The organism is Bacteroides sp. ET489, from assembly GCF_030518095.1.
Classification (GTDB): domain Bacteria; phylum Bacteroidota; class Bacteroidia; order Bacteroidales; family Bacteroidaceae; genus Bacteroides; species Bacteroides ndongoniae.
In genome coordinates this window covers 40,668-59,914 of record NZ_JAULLJ010000014.1, presented here as the reverse complement: position 1 = coordinate 59,914, position 19,247 = coordinate 40,668, and the positions used below count along the sequence as shown (strand labels likewise).

10 protein-coding genes are annotated in these 19,247 nt (G+C 48.0%); 3 read left to right on the top strand and 7 right to left on the bottom strand.

Translation table 11 applies throughout. The features are described 5' to 3' along the window. Position 1: 1 nt before the first annotated feature. A complete protein-coding gene (locus Q3C19_RS09690) occupies positions 2–1,039 on the top strand; it encodes a DUF3843 family protein (RefSeq protein ID WP_302729017.1) in 1,038 nt (345 codons plus the stop codon). A 329-nt stretch (positions 1,040–1,368) separates the two neighbouring features. Here the strand turns inward: Q3C19_RS09690 and Q3C19_RS09685 are convergent, their stop codons facing one another. From Q3C19_RS09685 to Q3C19_RS09675, 3 genes are all read right to left on the bottom strand, one after another. Further along, positions 1,369–2,532 (bottom strand): Xaa-Pro peptidase family protein, encoded by a 1,164-nt coding sequence (locus Q3C19_RS09685; RefSeq protein ID WP_302728978.1) that lies wholly within the window; start codon positions 2,530–2,532, stop codon positions 1,369–1,371. A gap of 183 nt (positions 2,533–2,715) precedes the next feature. Continuing rightward, positions 2,716–4,053 carry an NADP-specific glutamate dehydrogenase gene (gdhA, locus tag Q3C19_RS09680; protein WP_071148823.1) on the bottom strand — a complete coding sequence of 446 codons (1,338 nt, stop codon included), beginning with the start codon at positions 4,051–4,053 and terminating at the stop codon, positions 2,716–2,718. Between the two features lie 163 nt (positions 4,054–4,216). Beyond that, on the bottom strand, positions 4,217–6,334 hold the full coding sequence (locus Q3C19_RS09675; protein WP_302728976.1) for a prolyl oligopeptidase family protein: 2,118 nt from the start codon (positions 6,332–6,334) through the stop codon (positions 4,217–4,219). Positions 6,335–6,994: 660 nt separating this feature from the next. On the opposite strand from Q3C19_RS09675, the gene Q3C19_RS09670 reads away from it, so the two are divergent. Beyond that, the gene (locus Q3C19_RS09670) at positions 6,995–8,824 is read left to right on the top strand and encodes a S41 family peptidase (RefSeq protein WP_277122618.1); all 1,830 of its coding nucleotides are present in this window, start codon (positions 6,995–6,997) and stop codon (positions 8,822–8,824) included. Positions 8,825–8,874: 50 nt separating this feature from the next. Here Q3C19_RS09670 and Q3C19_RS09665 read toward each other — a convergent pair whose 3' ends face one another. Genes Q3C19_RS09665 through Q3C19_RS09650 form a run of 4 tightly spaced genes read right to left on the bottom strand, consistent with a single transcriptional unit; the run spans position 8,875 to position 15,985 of the window. Next, on the bottom strand, positions 8,875–9,633 hold the full coding sequence (locus Q3C19_RS09665; RefSeq protein ID WP_071148820.1) for a LytTR family DNA-binding domain-containing protein: 759 nt from the start codon (positions 9,631–9,633) through the stop codon (positions 8,875–8,877). Next, entirely contained in the window at positions 9,630–10,673 is a 1,044-nt protein-coding gene (locus tag Q3C19_RS09660; RefSeq protein ID WP_071148819.1) for a sensor histidine kinase, read from the bottom strand. The genes Q3C19_RS09665 and Q3C19_RS09660 overlap by 4 nt, the downstream gene beginning before the upstream one ends. 9 nt (positions 10,674–10,682) lie before the next feature. After that, complete coding sequence (locus Q3C19_RS09655) at positions 10,683–11,606, bottom strand: efflux RND transporter periplasmic adaptor subunit (RefSeq protein WP_235817049.1); 924 nt, start codon at positions 11,604–11,606, stop codon at positions 10,683–10,685. 53 nt (positions 11,607–11,659) lie between these two features. Continuing rightward, positions 11,660–15,985 (bottom strand): CusA/CzcA family heavy metal efflux RND transporter, encoded by a 4,326-nt coding sequence (locus Q3C19_RS09650; RefSeq protein ID WP_302728971.1) that lies wholly within the window; start codon positions 15,983–15,985, stop codon positions 11,660–11,662. A gap of 282 nt (positions 15,986–16,267) precedes the next feature. On the opposite strand from Q3C19_RS09650, the gene Q3C19_RS09645 reads away from it, so the two are divergent. Next, complete coding sequence (locus tag Q3C19_RS09645) at positions 16,268–19,237, top strand: PEP/pyruvate-binding domain-containing protein (RefSeq protein ID WP_071148817.1); 2,970 nt, start codon at positions 16,268–16,270, stop codon at positions 19,235–19,237. Positions 19,238–19,247: the final 10 nt, after the last annotated feature.

Below are 19,247 nucleotides of genomic sequence, written 5' to 3'. Positions count from 1 at the left end.
GATGAAGACAAAGAAAATATATATGAATGACTGGCTGACAGCCAACGCCCGGAACCAGACACAGCCGGCCGACAAATGGTATGTAGACTTTGCCAACCGTCTGCTTCCCCTGATCGACAGCTCTCCTCTGTATGCCGGTCATACGTTTTACGACCTGACCAAAACAGCCATCCGGGTAAGTCTGTACTTCTACGATACCATTGCCCAGTCTGGCGGCTGGAAAGTTTTCTGTGACAAATACCGACAGCTCTACCACCAGACGTTACCTTTCTACGAGTGTACCGATTACATTGACGACGAAATCAACCTGCCCGATGTATGCCTGCTGTTATGGGACAGCCTTTCGCAACCGGCTCTCCTCCCGGACGAAGACCATCCGGAATTGCAAGCTTTCGCCGATCTTCACGCTCCTTTTCATTTCCAGAATCCTTATGACAAGGAACTGTTGGCACTGGCCGGAAAACTGTATGATGAAATGGACAGCCTGTTCGAAGAAGCACCTATTGGCGAAATACCTTCACCCGACTCGTGGATGAGGAACAGCCAAGTACTGGAAACTCCTTCGCTTACTTTACCCGAAATCACTCCCGACAGCCGGCTGACCAAGGACGTGGAACGCTGCCTGAAGTACAGCAACGGCTATCCCCTGCTTTATTTCGCCACCTACCGCGAACTGCACACCTTCCTGACTCAAGAACTGAAGTGGGAAGACCATCCCGATGGCCTGCTGGCCGACTTGAAAGACGAAAAGAACTTTGTGATCTATGCCAACGCTAAAGGCATGCTGATGGCTCCTGGTGTGGCAGCCTGCTTCTGCGATGCCCGCAATGCAGCCTACAATGCTTCGACGGCTGCTGCCGAAGCATACAAGCTGTTCTGCCTGCCCGGCCATTGTCCGTTCGACCTGTTAAAGTATGGTATACAGCACGGACTTCTGCCTGATGCCCAACTTCCCTTCCCGCAAGGAAAAGAAGTACTGCAGAACAACTGGGATTTCATAACACGATACTTTTTAGACGAATATTATGAGGGGGAATAAGAATACACATACTCGTCCGCGGCGGACCAGCAGCAAAAAAAAGCCGACAGGAAAAAGAATAGGCAAGTCGAAACCATCGAAAGCCAACAACCAGCTGAACAGAAGGGTAAAATAGGATCTGCCTGCAAGTAGCAGAAAAATAGAATACCACACACGAAACAATATAAAAGAAGTGCAAACATACTGTCATTTCCTCGACTCTGAACGGAATGGCAGCATATTTGCACTTCTTTTTTATGTGCCCTTATTTTCTAAGGATACAAGAGGGTATATCAAATTAAGGAAGCGTTTTCCTTTAGACACCCTCCTTCTCACGAAAGATTTCTTTCTTAAAGCTCGATAATTTCTTCGTTGCACACGGTCAGTTTCTCCACTCCTTCGGTAGTTACCAGCCATGAGTTCTCTATACCTAACGGACCGACACCCGGCAACACAATCTTCGGTTCCAAAGCAAATACCATGCCCGGCTCCAGCTCCTGCTTCATGCGGGGAGCGATAACAGGTGCTTCGTTTATTTCCAAACCGATGCCATGACCGATGAATTTAGCCTTCTGTCCTACTCCCATGAAATAATCGGCAAATCCGGCTTCCTCCACCATCTTGACAGCCGTATTGTACAAATCTTCGCACGCTACGCCCGGCTTCGCCATATTGGCAATGGCTTCTTGCACTTCCAGACACGTCTGGTGTGCCGCATACGCCTTTTCCGGTAATTTACCGATAGAGAATACACGACTCATATCACCCATATAGCCGTAGAAGTTACCGCCCATATCTACCATCAGGCTCTGTCCTGCCTGCAACAGTGAACCGTTTGCACCTCCCGGCAACGAAGGATCGAGTCCCTCACCACCCAAGGCAAAATCGTAGGGAGAAGGAGCAGCAGCATTGTCACCTGCCAGCAGACTACCCATAAAAATTTCCATACTCTGCCCAAACACACGGAAAATGCCCAGACAGCCTTCCAGACGCATCAACCGTTCTATCTCGATGGAAAGCTGACGGTCGGTCATGCCCGGACGATAAACAGACGATATCTGTTCGTAAGCTTTGGCATGCGCAGCTCCCGAACGACGGAAAATCTCAATCTCCATCACCGTCTTGATGCTGCGTGCCTGACGAATCAGCGACGAACCGCACGGCACAACTTCCGCTTCGGGGAAACAGGCTGCCAGCCGATTGTACTCAGTAAACGACAATTCATCGCCTTCCAACATCAGTTTTTTGGGCAAAGGCAAGCCACACTCCAGTATCAGTTCCGGCAATTGTTCGGGCTTGCGTACAGGAAGTACATGTTCTCCGGTAATGTTATTGGGGCGCTTGACAAACAGACGGGCAGGCGATTCCAGCGGCAAATACAGGTAACCGCTAACTACAGTTCCGTAGGTATATATCAGATTGACATTGCAAGCAATAAGGGCGGCATCAATTCCACGTTGAGCCATCAGTACACGTATCTTATCACGTCTTTGTTTTAATTCCGGTTGTAACATCTTTTATAATTATGATTGGTTAGCATTCTTCGTTTTCGCACACAAAGATACAATTCTCCCGTCATAATTCCATCAATCCGGAAAATGATTATATACGCCTATATAAAAAAAGTACTGCCCCATACCTTCACAGGCCGCAGGCAGCACAAACCACAAATACAAATACAACTAAACAAAGTTTCTTTATACTATTCCCTGACCCATCATGGCGTGAGCCACCTTCATGAATCCGGCGATATTTGCGCCTTTCACATAGTTGATGTAACCGTCAGGTTCTGTACCATATTTAACACATTGCTCATGTATGCCGTGCATGATAGTGTGCAGTTTCTCATCCACTTCTGCAGCACTCCAGCTCAGGTGCATGGCGTTCTGCGACATTTCCAGTCCGCTGGTAGCCACACCACCGGCATTTACAGCCTTACCCGGTGCATACATAATCTTGTTTTCGATAAAGAGGTCGATGGCTTCGGGCGTACATCCCATGTTGGATATTTCGCCTACGCAAGTCACGTTATTATCTATCAGGTGACGGGCATCTTCGCCATTCAGCTCGTTCTGTGTAGCGCAAGGCAGTGCGATGTCTACCTTCACTTCCCACGGACGTTTGCCAGCTACGAATTTTGCACCCGGGAACTGCTCGGCATACGGTTCAACGATATCATTGCCCGAAGCACGAAGTTCCAGCATATAGTCAATCTTTTCGCCACTGATGCCATCCGGATCGTAAATGTAACCGTCGGGACCGGAAATGGTAACCACCTTGGCACCCAGTTGCGTAGCTTTTGTAGCAGCACCCCAAGCCACGTTACCGAAACCGGAGATAGCTACTGTCTTACCTTTAATATCAATACCTTTCGTCTGCAGCATCTGGTTCACGAAGTACAAACCACCGAAACCTGTAGCCTCAGGACGGATCAGCGAACCGCCGAATTCCAATCCCTTACCAGTAAACGTACCGGTAAACTCACGGGTCAGCTTCTTGTACATACCGAACATATAGCCTACTTCGCGGCCACCTACGCCGATATCACCGGCAGGAACATCCATATCGGGTCCCAGATGACGCCACAATTCCAGCATAAATGCCTGGCAGAAACGCATAATTTCGGCATCGCTCTTACCACGCGGTGAGAAGTCGGAACCTCCCTTACCGCCCCCCATAGGCAGCGTAGTCAGCGCGTTCTTGAAAGTCTGCTCAAATCCTAAGAATTTCAGGATGGAAAGGTTGACGGAAGCATGGAAACGGATACCGCCTTTGTACGGACCAATGGCATTATTGAACTGTACACGGTAACCCAGATTCGTCTGAACTTCACCCTTATCGTCCACCCACGTAACACGGAACGTAAAAATCCGGTCAGGTTCAACCAATCGTTCTATAATCTTTGCTTTTTCGAACTCTGGATGCTGGTTATATATATCTTCTATAGAAAGAAGTACTTCCTTTACGGCTTGAAGATATTCAGACTCGCCGGGGTGCTTAGCCTCCAAAGAGGACATGATACGTTCGATGTTCATAATATTACTTTTTTAAAAGGTTATTGCCTCTGTTATTTATTCAAGGTCATTCGAGCAATTTGTCAACAAACAACACTGCAAATATAGGAAAACTTTTCGTATTTCCTAAATTTTAAAGCGATATTTTGATTAATAAATGATAAAATGACAAAAACTACGTATTTTATTCCTTAAAACCCATTCCCAGGTTGTACATGATGAAGCTATATATGTCTGCCTGCTCCTCCAGCACCTTGCTCATGGGCTTTCCTGCTCCGTGTCCGGCCTTGCTGTCGATGCGGATAAGGGTCGGATTCGTTCCATCATTGCAAGCCTGCAGCATTGCCGCAAACTTGAACGAGTGTGCCGGCACTACGCGGTCGTCGTGATCGGCCGTCGTAACCATAGTGGCAGGATATTTTGTACCCGGTTTCAGGTTGTGCAAGGGCGAATACCCCTTCAGGTACTCGAACATTTCTTTGCTGTCTTCGCTCGTACCGTAATCGCTTGCCCAGTTCCAGCCAATGGTGAACTTATGATAGCGAAGCATATCCATCACGCCCACTTCGGGAATGGCTACACGGAACAGATCGGGACGCTGCGTCATGCAGGCACCTACCAGCAGACCTCCGTTCGAGCCTCCCACGATGGCTATCTTGTCCTTATTGGTATAGTTGGCAGCTATCAGATACTCGGCCGCCGCAATAAAGTCGTCGAAAACATTCTGCTTCTGCATCTTTGTGCCGGCCACATGCCAGGCTTCGCCATATTCGCCGCCTCCGCGCAGGTTGACCTGCGCATAGATTCCTCCGTTCTCCAGGAAAGGAATGCGCATAGCCGAGAAGCCAGGATTCAGACTGATGTTGAAACCTCCGTAACCGTACAGGTATACCGGATTCGTACCGTTCTTTTTCAGGTCTTTCTTATATGTAAGGAACATGGGAATCTTCGTACCGTCCTTGCTGGGATAGAACACCTGTTCGGTAACGAAAGCATCGGCATCGAAATCGACCTTCGGCGCACGGAACAGTTCGTATGTATTCTTATCCATATCATATTTATAGGTAGCACCCGGAATGGTGAACGAAGTAAAGCTGAAGAAACATTCCTTGTCGTCCTTGTCGCCACTGAAGCCCACGGTTCCCAACGACGGCAGCTTGATTTCCTGCAACTGCTTGCCGTCGAGTCCGTACACATAAGCGTGGTTGGAAGCGTCTTTGTCGTAAGTCAGGAACAGCTTTCCGCCAATCACCTGTGCGCCCGACAGCACTGCTTCCGACTCGGGCACCAGTTCTGTCCAGTCTTTCAGTTCGCTCTTGGCAAGGTCGGCCACCATTATGCGGTTTTTCGGAGCTCCGTGGTTGGTGAACAGATATATTTTCCCGCCAATCACTTCCAGCGGACTATACTGATAGTCCATATCTGTAGCCATCGCCACAAAGGGAGCGTCATTCCGGCGCAGATCCTTCACGTACAAGGCATTTCCACGTCCTTCTCCGCTTTCGTACAAGAAGAGCATCGTCTCATCCTCGCTCACACTGCAAGTATAGAAGCGTTTGGGATAGGCCGGATTCTGGTACACCAGCTTGTCCTGCGACTGGGGAGTACCCAGTTTGTGATAGTATATCTTATGATTGGCATTCATGTTGGAGAACTCCTTTCCTTTCTCGGGAGCATCGTAAGCACTGTAATAGAATCCGTCGCCCTGCCATTCGGCTCCGGTAAACTTGGCCCATTCGATGTGATCGTCCAGCAGCTGTCCGCTTTCTGCATCCATCACATAAATCTCGGTCCAGTCCGAACCGCTACGCGAAATGGTATAGGCCGCATACTTTCCATTGTGTGAGAAGAAGATGCCGGTCAGTGCCACCGTACCGTCGTCCGACAGACGGTTAGGATCGAGGAACACACGTGGTTCGCCATCCAGCTTGTCCTGCACATACAATACGCTCTGATTTTGCAGACCGTCATTCTTGAAGAAATAATACTTTCCGTGTTTTTTGAACGGCGTACCTATCTTTTCGTAGTCGGACACCGCAGTCAGGCGTTTCAACAATGCCTCACGAAACGGAATCTGCAACAAGTAACCGTTTGTAACCTTATTCTGAGCTTCGACCCACGCAGCCGTTGCCGCACTGGTATCATTCTCCAGCCAACGATACGGATCGGGGACTTCCGTGCCGAAATACACATCTACCGTATCTACTTTCGCCGTTTCGGGATACACCAATTTGGATTGTTTCACACCACAAGATACTGCTGTCATACTCATAGCCAATGCTAAAATCTGGACTTGTTTCATAAAATATTTCCGTTCGTTCAGTGTTATTGGCGCAATATACGAATAAAAAATGAATATTTAAAAAACTATGGTTCGAAATATCGCGAATATTCTCCCCCGTTTTTTCCCCAGTTAGGAAATATTTTTTTCCCAGTTAGGCAGATATTTTTTCCTAACTGGGAAAAAAACGGCACCCTTAAGTATAAAAGAATAGGCAGGAAAGCACAGGAAAACACAAAAAAACAGGAAACGAAGTCATCCGTCTTTCACCCTTCACAGCAATTCATTGATTATCAGCGAGATGCGGTGAAACTTCACACAGAAAACTTTGTTTACAACAGAAAAAGCGGTGAAATCACGATGTTTCACCAGTCTCCCAAACAAGTCTTGTAAACCACTTGCACGGCTCACGAACGACACTTGTATGGCTCGCGAGCAACACTTGCACGGCTCACGAGTAACACTTGTACGACTCACGAGCTACACTTGCATAATAGCCCTCACAACTATGGACTTTAGCAACGTAAAGAGGGACTTGGGAGGCGTAAAGAGGGACTTTCGGAGAATAAGGTTTGAGATAAAATGATAGGGGAATTTTTATTGAATAAGAATGTAAAAACGGCCTTGAAACAAAAAAATAGATTACTTTTGTCTTAGCATAAATCCAATAATAAATTAAGTATGAAAAATATGAATCTGGCTGTAGTCAGAATTATTCTGCTGTTTATCTGTTTTTGCACATATACGAGCTATTCACAAGCGATAAATATATCTCATTACGTTGAATTTGCCCACACATACGGCGTCATCCGCTACTTTTCTCCCAACCCATACACTAAAGACTGGTCAGAAAGCGATTGGATGAAAGTGTGTGCGTTACTTGCACATAGGATAGAGACGCAACCACTTGAGACGGTATTCCAACCGCTTGCTCCCACTTTATACTTCTCAACCGCACCCATTTTATCAAAGAAAGACACCACAAAATCGACTACTTCTGCCCAATTCTATTATTACAGTGGATCAGGGGAATTGAAGGTACCTTTTCTCGCTAAATTGCAGATGCCCGGGCTTGCCAATTATATTCCTTATTACAAAAGACTCTCTACCGTTCTCAACCTCCAAGACTCTGTAACCGCGCCAGTGCCCAACCGATATTATAACTACGCAGTAGGCAATGAAAAATATCTAAATATCCAGCATGCACTACCCAAAGAAATGTTTGATAGCAAGACTACGCATCGGCTGCTTACCGAGGCTAAAAATTATTGGAAACATCATCAAAGTAACGACAAGATGTTATCCTCAAATCGCCGATTTATTTTCGGACTACTGTCAGACAAAGCAGTTAGAATAGCTGATTTAGCTGTCCGTTGGAATATAGTCCGCCACTTCTACCCTTATTACGAAGAGGACAATCTTGATTGGGATCATCAATTAAAAATCTATCTGCAAAAAGCCATTCAAATAGGAGAAATAGATTCTTTTGAATCACTTCTTGAATGGTACGATACAATTAACCGTTTTCTCAATCCAATAAAAGACGGACATCTTTTCGTACGCAGAGACATGAATATTTCTAATATCAAAGCAACCTATCTACCCGAATACTTTGCAGACGTTGAAACAAGGTGTGTAAATGACACGTTACTCATACGTACAGAAATCGGTGGCAAACAAACTTGGCGTATGCTCCACACTATTAACGGTAAGCCCGCTTCCATACGTTTACAAAGTTGCAAGGAAATGACAAATGCTGCAACAGAAGCACATCGAAACAAAATAGCTGTTGACAAACTATTTTCATCCTCCGTATACGATACTCCGTTTGTTATCGAAAGTAGTGGCCTTGCGGAACAAATGCATAAAGATACACTTTATACTCGATACCCTGATTTACCTGTATCCAAACATGAAAACCAGCCTATCCGGAAATACGACAATGGGTTCCTGTACATTGACGCCACTTCACACAAGCTGAACGAGAAACGCTTTTTATCAGCACTAACTCCTGATATAAAAAAACTTTGTTTCGATTTACGAGGACTACCTTCGTACCGATTCGAAGATATTTTAGCACATTTAATCTCTTCCAACGTGAAAGCTCCAGCAACGGAAGTTCCGATTAACAGTTTCCCCTTCCAACAAAAATTATCGTGGCGTGTCAATACAGAAACTCTTCAAGCCAAATTACCTCATGTTAATTTGCCGGCAGTCTTTTTGTGTGATGCAGGAACCGTCAGTTGGGGCGAAACCATTCTGATGATAGTCCGTCACTACGGATTAGGCACAATTATTGGACAAACAACAGCAGGAACCACAGGCGATATGACACAATTCGATCTACCTCTGTTCCCGTTCGCTATGACCGGTATGCGTATGCACTGCATGGATGGAGAACAACACCACGCCCAAGGCATTGTGCCCGACAAAATTATTCCCATCTATGCCAATGACTATATAACTAATTATGACAGAACTTTAAATGCAGTTTTCAATATATTAAAATAAGTTCAAAAAAACACCTACAAACAACTTCCATACCTCTACATGCATAACCATCAAAACCATACCCTGAAAGCCGGCACACGTGCTTTGCTGATGATGACTTTTTCGTCGGTAGGAGGCGTAAGCTGAAGAACCATCCGCCCGCCAAACCACAGACTGACGCCTACGACGGCTTTGTGGGCAATGATATACTGACGGTTGGCCCGGAAGAACTGACGGGGATTCAGCAACTCGGCCAATTCATCGAGCGTCTGTCGGAAAATAAAAGTCTCGGAAGACTGGAGAACTGCCTTAACCACTCCATCGCTGATGTAGAAATAAGAGATCTGGTCTACACTGACCGGCACGAAACGGTCGCCTTTCACAGGAACCAGAAAGTGAGTTTTATATCCTTCTTCCCGCTTCAGGGCGTGCATGACAGCCTGAAAATCGGTCTTCGTACTCTCCGCTTTCGCACCTCCGAGCAGCTTCAGCTTGTCGATGGCCATTTGCAGGTCGGCACTGCTGATGGGTTTCAGCAAATAAGCAATGCTATTCACGCGAAAAGCCTGCAAAGCATATTCATCGTAAGCGGTGGTAAAGATGATGGGACAGGTGATGTCAACCTGCTCGAAGATGCCGAAAGCCGACCCGTCTGCCAGGTGGATATCCATAAATACCAGTTCGGGCATGGAGTGGCTGGCAAACCACTCCAGTGTATCGGTCACACTATCCGTCTCGCCTACAATATCGAAATCGGTATCCACCTCTTGCATGGCTGCTTTCAGGTTGCGAAGGGCAGCCTTTTCGTCTTCTATAATCAGTGTCCTCATATCAGTGGCAAGGTTACTTTAAAGTCGTTGTTGCTTTCTTCGATGGTAATGTCTTTCCCGAAAAGCAGCCGATAACGTTTGGACAGATTGGCCAGTCCGATGCATGTACTGCTACTGCTTGACAGTTTGGGCTGTATACGATTCGTGACATACAGTTCATTACCATTCGCCCGGATGCTGATCGTTAACGGATTCCGCCGGCTGATTTCATTATGCTTCACCGCATTTTCCACCAGCATCTGTACTGCCATTGGCGGTACCTCCCGCTGCAACAGCTCCTGCGGGATATCTATATCGAAGTGCAGATTGTCCTCGTAGCGCATCTGCAAAAGATATATGTACGAACGTACAAAAACCATCTCTTCATTCAGAGTGACAGTATGCGACAGATTGTCGTGCAACGTATAGCGCATGACCCTCGACAGTTCCTGAAGATAATTCTGAGCCTTGTCCGGCGATTCCCGTATCAGCGAATACAACGTATTGAGCGAGTTGAAAAGCATATGCGGATTCAGCTGGCTTTTCAAAGATTCGTATTGGTTGACAAGATTTTCCGTACGCAACTGCTCGTTTTCGAGCAGCATCTTGCGGCTACGCCGGTTCTGATAATCCAGATAGCAAGTGCCCGTCACAATGCAGGCTATCAGGATGTCCCTCAACGGATGCAGGTAATGATGGAGCATGGCAGTGATGGCCGGTATGCCGAAGTGCTGGTGAGCATAAACAAAGCCTTTTCCCAACAGGTTGCATACAACCAGTGTGACCACAAAACTCACCACTACTCTTTTCCAACTCAATGCTGTAGCCAAGCTGCCGGACATCATGATTCTGACATTGATGAAAAACAACAACAGTATGGAGAAATAAGTAAACAGTATTTCGTAACAGACATTGAGCCAATGAATATCCGGGAACAGATGGCTGCCCGATACAGGATCGGACAACGCTATCAGTTCGGGCAAGTGCATGAGGAACGCCACGATAACGGAAATGGCATTCAACATCAGCAGAAACTTCTTATGGATGCGCAATAACTTCATGCGGCAAAGTTAGTGTTTTTTATCCATAATTCTGGCCGCCACATACATTCCCGGCCGGAAATCGGAATTAGTCTGCGTGATACGCGCATAGACTTTAATGGAACGGTTGACGTTGTCCACCATCTGATCTACCGAAACAAGTTCGGCTGTGAACGTTGTATCCTGCATGCCATTGACCTTGAACGAAAAGCGACTGCCGGGCAACAGTTTGTCCAGGTCTTTTTCGTAAGCCGTAAGCTGCAACATGGGGTTGCTCTTGTCAATCACATCACAGACTGGTTCGCCGGCAGCAAAATACTTGCCTGCATTGACATTCATGTTGGTTACGTAGCCGTTGCGCGGAGCACGTACTTCCAGATAGGTGCGAATACCGTCGCGAGTCACTGCTACAGTATCTGTACCCAGCAAGGCCAGTTGGGCGGCAGCAGCCTCCATACGGCTTTTCATGGACAGATAGTCGGCCTTGCTTTGCTGCATACGTTTCAACGAAGCCGATTCGCCGGAAACAAGTTTCTGCTGACGCTCGTATTCCTTCTTCAGATATTCGGTCTGGGCAGCAGCATCGAGATAGGATTGCTGAAGCTCGATAAAGTCCGGATTGGCCAAAGTCAGCAGGATTTCTCCCTTCCGTACATATTCACCCGGCAGGACACGGATGTCGTGTACCGAACCGCCCATGCTCAGCGTAACAGTCACATGACTCTGCGGAGGCATGACAATAACACCGTTGAACGACGGCGGATTGGCCACGTTGGTAGCACCGCTTATGCCGTCTACTTCGGGAGTCTGTGTGGTGTCCGAACCGGCTTGCTCTGCCATCTCTGTAGCGTTTGCCGATTCAGTCTGCTGGGCAGAGGGATTTGAACACGATGCTGCCAGCAAAGCAAGCATCAGGTAAATCATTCGTTGTTTCATCAGGTTCATCTTATTCATTTTTTCTAATGTTCGTTTTTAGTGATAAATTCTTGGACTCAGGAACCACTGTCTTATTCAGTGTAAAGTTCCAATTCTAATAAGGTAACGTTGTAGGCATAGACCGTTTCAATATACCCACGCTTGATTTCGCGGACAGTATTCAGGCTTTGAATGAATTCGCTGATATCGGTTTCATTCTCCTGAAACTTTTGGGTTGCACTTTGCTGTAAAGCTTCAGCTTCCTTGATAGCTGCCTGCTGATAATAAGTCAGACGTTCGCGCTGACGGGCAAGCAGGCTTTGCAGTTCGCTTACTTTATTGGACAGTTGCTGCCGATTGGCCTCTGCCTCCCAGCCGGCTGCCTGCATAGCGATGCGCGCCTGTCTGGCACGGCTCCGCTGAGGGAAAAAGAGAATGGGGAAAGAAGCCCCTACCATCCACGAATTAAGTCCGGTAAGCGGAGCTATCTTCTGACGGACATAACCAATGGAAAACTCAGGAAAGAAACGGCTTCGTTCAATTTTCAACAAGTCTTTTTTCTCTTGCAGCTGAGCATTGAAATAATCCAGATGACGGGTTGACAGGATACGACCCTCTGTCGGCATCTGCATAACCGACAGGGTCGTATCGGCAGGGACCAAAGGCCGATCGCTATAACAAGTCCATACAAACCGGCGTTCGGCCAGTGTCAGGTCTCCGGCTGTTTCCATCCATCGTGTATTCAGGTCGGCTGCCAGTGCTGTTATCATGTTACGTTCGGCCAGATCAATGTCTCCCTGAAGGTAACGCTGTTCACCACTGTTCCGCAACTGTTCAGCCAGTTCTTTCTGTCCATTGTACAAAGCGTTAAGGTTGAAAGCATACTGGTAGTACGCCCATGCCCGCTTTACTTCTGCAGTGATTTCTTTCTTCACCATGTCCCGATAGCTTTTTCCTTTGTTTATCTGCGTGTTGGACAATGCATTCTTGTAGAAAGGAGTCAGCAGAGAGCCAAGTGACTGCTCAATAGCCAGTTCGTTATCGTGGCGGTCGGTACCATTCAACTGTCCCCACGAATAACTGAAAGAAGTATTGCCACCATCCCAGGCTTCGCCTTTCGAAGCACGGGCACGTTCAATCTCCGACTCGGCCATCTTCAGACGCGGATGATTGCGCAAGGCTATTTCAACAGCCTGCTCCAAGGTCACCGGCTGCTGCGCTTGTACGGCAGGCACACTGATGACCAGCATGGCGATGCCAAGCATCATCCGACGAAAAGCAAGACGATTCTTCCTGCGTATGCGTCTGGCAGCGATACTGCCCACCAGGCGGTAGAATACAGGAATAATGATCAGCGTCAGTATGGTAGACACAATCAGTCCGCCTATCACAACTGTAGCCAGCGGACGCTGTACTTCGGCACCGGCCGAAGTAGCGATAGCCATCGGCACAAAGCCCAACGAAGCTACCAAACCGGTCAGGAAGACTGGGCGCAGCAAATGCGGACACCCTAAAGATATGATACGATCGGTACACATATGATATTTAGTTTGTTTGCGTATGTCGTTGAAATGATTGATCATCAGAATTCCGTTCAATACGGCCACACCAAAAAGGGCAATGAAACCGACACCGGCCGAGATACTGAAAGGCAAGCCGCGCAGCCACAAGGCTACGATACCTCCAATCAGTGAAAGCGGAACGGTGGAGAATACAACCAGCGAATAGATGACGCTGCGGAACGCGAAGAACAGCAACAGCAGGATGAGCAGCAAAGCAATAGGGATAACCACCGTCAGAGTGCTGATAGCGTTCTGCAGATTTTCAAACTGACCGCCGTATTCGAAATAATAACCGGGCTTAAGTTTCACGTTCTTTTCGAGCGCGTCGCTGATTTGGCTGACTACTTGCTGAATGTCGGCATTGCGCACATTCACACCAATGACAACCCGGCGTTTGGTAGCGTCACGATTAATCTGGAGAGGTCCGTTCACCAGTTCGATACTGGCTACTTCACTAACCGGCAACTGAATGTTATCCTTAGTACGGACAAACAGTTTGTCGATGTTCAAATCACTCACCTTTTCCTTGTCCAGACGAACAACGAGGTCGAACCTGCGCTCGTTCTCGAATACCACTCCTGCCGTCTCGCCTGCATAAGCAGTACGGATAACAGTATTCAGTTCTTCGATGTCGATACCATAACGGGCTATTTTTGCGCGGTCGTAGTGGACAAGCAACTGTGGAAGTCCCATGGCCTGTTCCACCAATACGTCGGCTGCTCCTGGAACCTGTTCCACGTAGCGGGCTGCTTCCTGAGCCTTTGCATACAATTCGGCCATGTCTTCTCCATAAAGTTTGATGGCAATATCGGCCTTGGCACCTGTCATCAGCTCGTTAAAACGAAGCTGGATAGGCTGACTGAAGTTAAATTCGGCTCCGTCAATAGAGTCCAGACACTGTTTCATCTTCTCTACCATCTCTGCACGGCTCGACGCGGAAGTCCATTCGGCAAAAGGTTTCATAACAATCATCACATCGGCATCTTCCACCGCCATCGGGTCGGTCGGAACTTCGGCCGTACCGATCTTGGCTACAACATGCTTGATTTCGGGAAAGCGTTCTTTGAGACGTTTTTCTGCTTCGAGCGAAACTTCAATGCTACGGCTCAGCGAACTACCAGCAGGCAGCGTCATCTGCATGGCAAAGTCGCCTTCGTCAAGGGTCGGGATAAATTCGGCTCCCAACTTTGTGAAAAGCAGCAACGAAAGCAACAGGGCTACAAAAGAAGCAGCAATAGTGCCCCACACATGAGCCAGACTGAAACGAAGCACACGCTGATAGATTTTATTCAGCCAGTCGAAGAAACGGTCGGCCAGTGTAGGCTTCACCGTCATGGTACGTTTCAGGAAGAGGGATGCCATCATCGGAACATAAGTTATAGAAAGAAGAAGAGCACCGATAATGCAGAACACCAGTGTCTTGGCCATCGGCGTGAAGTATTTGCCTTCGATACCGGTCAAAGTCAAGATAGGGAAGAACACGATCAGAATGATAAGTACGGCAAACGTAGCACTTCTCACCACACGGCCTGCTCCTTTTTCTACTTCCTGATCCATCTCCTGAGAAGTCAGCGTACGTCCTTTCAGTTCCCGCCCGTAAAGATGGGCCAGAATTCCTTCCAGAATAACAATGGAACCGTCTACCACGATACCGAAGTCTATCGCACCAAGACTCATAAGGTTGGCCGAGACATTAAATATACGCATCAGAATAAAAGCGAAAAGCATCGCTAGTGGAATGACCGATGCCACAATCAGGCCGGCACGCATATTGCCTAAGAAGATAATCAGTACCAGAAACACAATGATGGCACCTTCCACCAGGTTACGTATTACGGTAGAGATATTACGTTTCACCAGCTCCGAACGGTTCAGATAAGGTTCCACACTCACTCCTTCGGGCAACATCTTCTGGACTTTCTCCACCCGCTTCTCCAGTTCCTTGGTCACGACATTGGAATTGGCACCTTTCAGCATCATGGCAATACCGCCCACACACTCTCCTTCGCCATCTTTCGTCATGGCTCCAAAGCGTTTGGGAGCGCCGAACTGTACTTTACCAATGTCTCCGATGTGTACTGGTATACCGCCACGATTGGTCACAACAATCTGCTCCACATCATGCAAATCGTTGATCATACCTTCCGAACGGATATAATAGGCACGGTTTACCTTTTCTATATAACTGCCACCCGTATTCTGGTTGTTGCGGCTCAAGGCTTCGAATACCTCGCCGATAGTAATGTTGAGCGAATATAAGGCATCAGGATCTACCGCTACTTCATATTGCTTCAGATAACCACCGAAACTATTGATTTCTACAATACCGGGAATACCCGACAATTGTCTTTTCACAATCCAGTCCTGAATGGTGCGCAACTCCATGGCATCATAACGGTTTTCATACCCCGGAGCTACCTTAAGCACATACTGATATATTTCGCCCAAACCCGTCGTGATAGGCATCAGTTCGGGAGTTCCTAGTTCCGACGGAATTTCACCCGCCACCATCTGAATTTGTTCGTTAACCAGTTGCCTGGCGTCCAGCGTAGGAACATCTTCCTTGAAAACAACCGTTACAACCGACAGCCCGAAGCGGGATACCGACCGTATTTCCTCTACGTTCATGACGTTGCTCATGGCTATTTCGATAGGGAAAGTGATAAGCTGTTCCACTTCCTGCGGAGCCAGTGTAGGCGACACAGTAACAATCTGCACCTGATTGTTGGTAATATCGGGCACGGCATCAATGGGCAGCGTCAGCATGGAATATATGCCAGCCGCCAGCAAAAGCAGCGTGGTCAGCGCCACAAACAGCTTCTTTCTGATTGAAAAATGTACGATTTTTGTAAACATAAAATAAGCGACACTAAATTTATAATGATTACAAAGTTAGTGCTTATACAATCTACATTCTCCACCTCACCGTTGAAACGCCCAAAATGCAGGTTGAAATACACAATACGGGAAATGACCTTACCACAACATTCGTTCACAGTTCCCATCCCCAAACGTTTCGGAAGTGTTCAATGTCCGGAACATCGCCAGTAAACTCCATTTTTTATTACCGCCTCCTTGCATATCCCAAGAAAAAGCACGAATTTTGACGGACTAATCTATTAAATTGCAAAAACAGACATGCTCAGCAAGTTCAAACTAAACCAGCTGTACTTCAAGGACACACAGTTTGCCAACCTGATGACCAGACGTATCTTCAACGTTCTGCTGATAGCCAATCCTTACGACGCTTTCATGTTGGAAGATGACGGGCGCATCGACGAAAAGATATTCAATGAATACACCTCGCTCTCGTTGCGCTATCCGCCGCGCTTCACACAGGTCAGTACGTGCGAAGAAGCCCTGAAGCAACTGTCATCCATAACCTACGACCTCATTATCAGCATGCCGGGAACAGGCGACAACGAAGGTTTCGACGTGGCACGTAATATCAAAGGGCAATATCCCAACATCCCGATGGTGATACTGACCCCCTTCAGTCACGGCATCACCAAACGCATAGCCAACGAAGACCTCAGCCCGTTCGAATACATTTTCTGCTGGCTGGGAAATACCGACTTGCTGGTATCCATCATCAAGCTGATAGAAGACAAAATGAACCTGGAGCATGACGTCAACGAGGTAGGCGTCCAGACCATTCTGCTGGTAGAAGACGGCATCCGCTTCTATTCGTCCATACTGCCTAATCTCTATAAATTCGTGCTGAAGCAGAGTCAGGAATTCTCGACCGAAGCCCTGAATGCCCACCAACGTACCCTGCGCATGCGTGGACGACCCAAAATAGTGCTGGCACGTACTTACGAAGAAGCTATTCACATTTACGAAAAATACAAAAACAACATATTGGGTGTCATTACCGATGTCCGTTTCCCTCGCGTAGAGCGTGGCGAAAAAGACGGGCTGGCCGGTATCAAGCTTTGCGCCGCCATCCGCAAGGAAGATCCGTTTGTGCCACTCATCATCCAATCGTCCGAATCGGAGAACGTTTCGTATGCAGCCAAATACGGTGCAGCTTTCATCGACAAGAACTCCAAAAAGATGGATGTGGACCTGCGCCGCATCGTATCGGAGAACTTCGGTTTCGGCGACTTCATCTTCCGCAATCCCGACACACACGAAGAAATTGCCCGCGTAAAGAACCTGAAAGAACTGCAAAACATCATCTTTGCCGTACCTGCTGAATCGTTTCTTTACCACATCAGCCGCAACCACATCAGCCGTTGGCTCTATTCGCGTGCCATGTTCCCCATTGCCGAGTTCCTGAAACCCATCACCTGGAACAGTTTGCAGGACGTGGACGCTCACCGCAAAATCATCTTCGAGGCCATTGTAAAATACCGCAAGATGAAAAACCAGGGTGTGGTAGCCATCTTCAAGCGCGACCGCTTCGACCGCTACTCCAACTTTGCCCGCATCGGCGACGGCTCGTTAGGAGGCAAAGGTCGTGGATTGGCTTTCATCGACAACCTGGTGAAACGGCATCCCGAATTTGAAGAGTTTGACAATGCACGAGTAGCCATTCCCAAGACTGTCGTTCTGTGTACCGACGTCTTCGACGAATTTATGGAGACCAATAATCTGTATCAGGTAGCCCTGTCGGATACAGACGATGCCACCATACTGCGCTACTTCCTGAAAGCCAAACTGCCCGACCGACTGGTAGAGGACTTCTTCACCTTCTTCGACGTGGTGAAGTCGCCCATTGCCATCCGCTCGTCCTCGTTGCTCGAAGACTCACACTACCAGCCCTTTGCCGGCATCTACAATACGTACATGATTCCCTACCTGGACGATAAGTACGAAATGCTGCGTATGCTCAGCGATGCCATCAAGGGCGTATATGCGTCGGTCTACTTCCGCGACTCCAAGGCCTACATGCAGGCCACAAGCAACGTCATCGACCAGGAAAAAATGGCTGTCATCCTGCAAGAAGTTGTGGGTAACCAATATGCCGAACGATACTATCCTTCGATGTCGGGTGTAGCCCGCTCGCTGAACTACTACCCCATCGGCGACGAGAAGGCTGAAGAAGGCATCGTAAACCTGGCTCTCGGATTAGGCAAGTACATCGTGGACGGAGGATTAACCCTACGCTTCTCGCCCTATCACCCCAACCAGGTGCTGCAGACCAGTGAAATGGAGATTGCCCTGCGCGAGACACAGACTCGGTTCTATGCCCTCGACCTGAGCAACGCCGGACACAACTTCTCCATTGACGACGGCTTCAACCTGCTGAAACTGCACGTCAAGGAGGCCGAGAAAGACGGTGCACTGAACTACATCGCTTCAACCTACGATCCGTATGACCAGATCATACGCGACGGGCTGTATCCGGGTGGACGAAAAGTCATCACCTTTGCCAACATCCTGCAACACGACGTTTTCCCACTGGCACGCATCCTGCAACTGGCTTTGAAATACGGCCAGGAAGAAATGCGCCGTCCCGTCGAAATAGAGTTTGCCGCTACCATGAGCCGCGAAAAGGATAAGACAGGTACCTTCTACCTGCTACAGATACGCCCCATTGTAGACAGCAAGGAGATGCTCGACGAAGACTTGGCCGCCATCCCTGACGACCAACTATTGTTACGCTCGAACAACTCGCTGGGACATGGCATCATGAACGAACTGTACGATGTGGTCTACGTCAAAACAGATCACTACAGCGCCTCGCACAATCCTGAAATAGCACGCGAGATAGAAAAGCTGAACCAACAATTCCTGAACGAACAGAAGAACTACATCCTTATCGGACCGGGACGCTGGGGAAGCAGCGATTCCTGGCTCGGCATCCCCGTGAAGTGGCCGCACATCAGCGCAGCCCGCATCATTGTGGAAGCCGGACTGACCAATTACCGTGTAGATCCCAGTCAGGGTACGCACTTCTTCCAGAACCTGACCTCGTTCGGTGTGGGCTACTTCACCATCAACGCCTTTATGAACGACGGCGTCTATAATCAGGACTTTCTGAACGCACAGCCTGCCGTATACGAAACGCAATACCTGAGGCACGTACGTTTCAGTCAGCCGGTTATTGCTAAAATGGATGGAAAGAGGAAACAGGGAGTCGTATTGTTGCCGTCCGATTAAAAATACAACC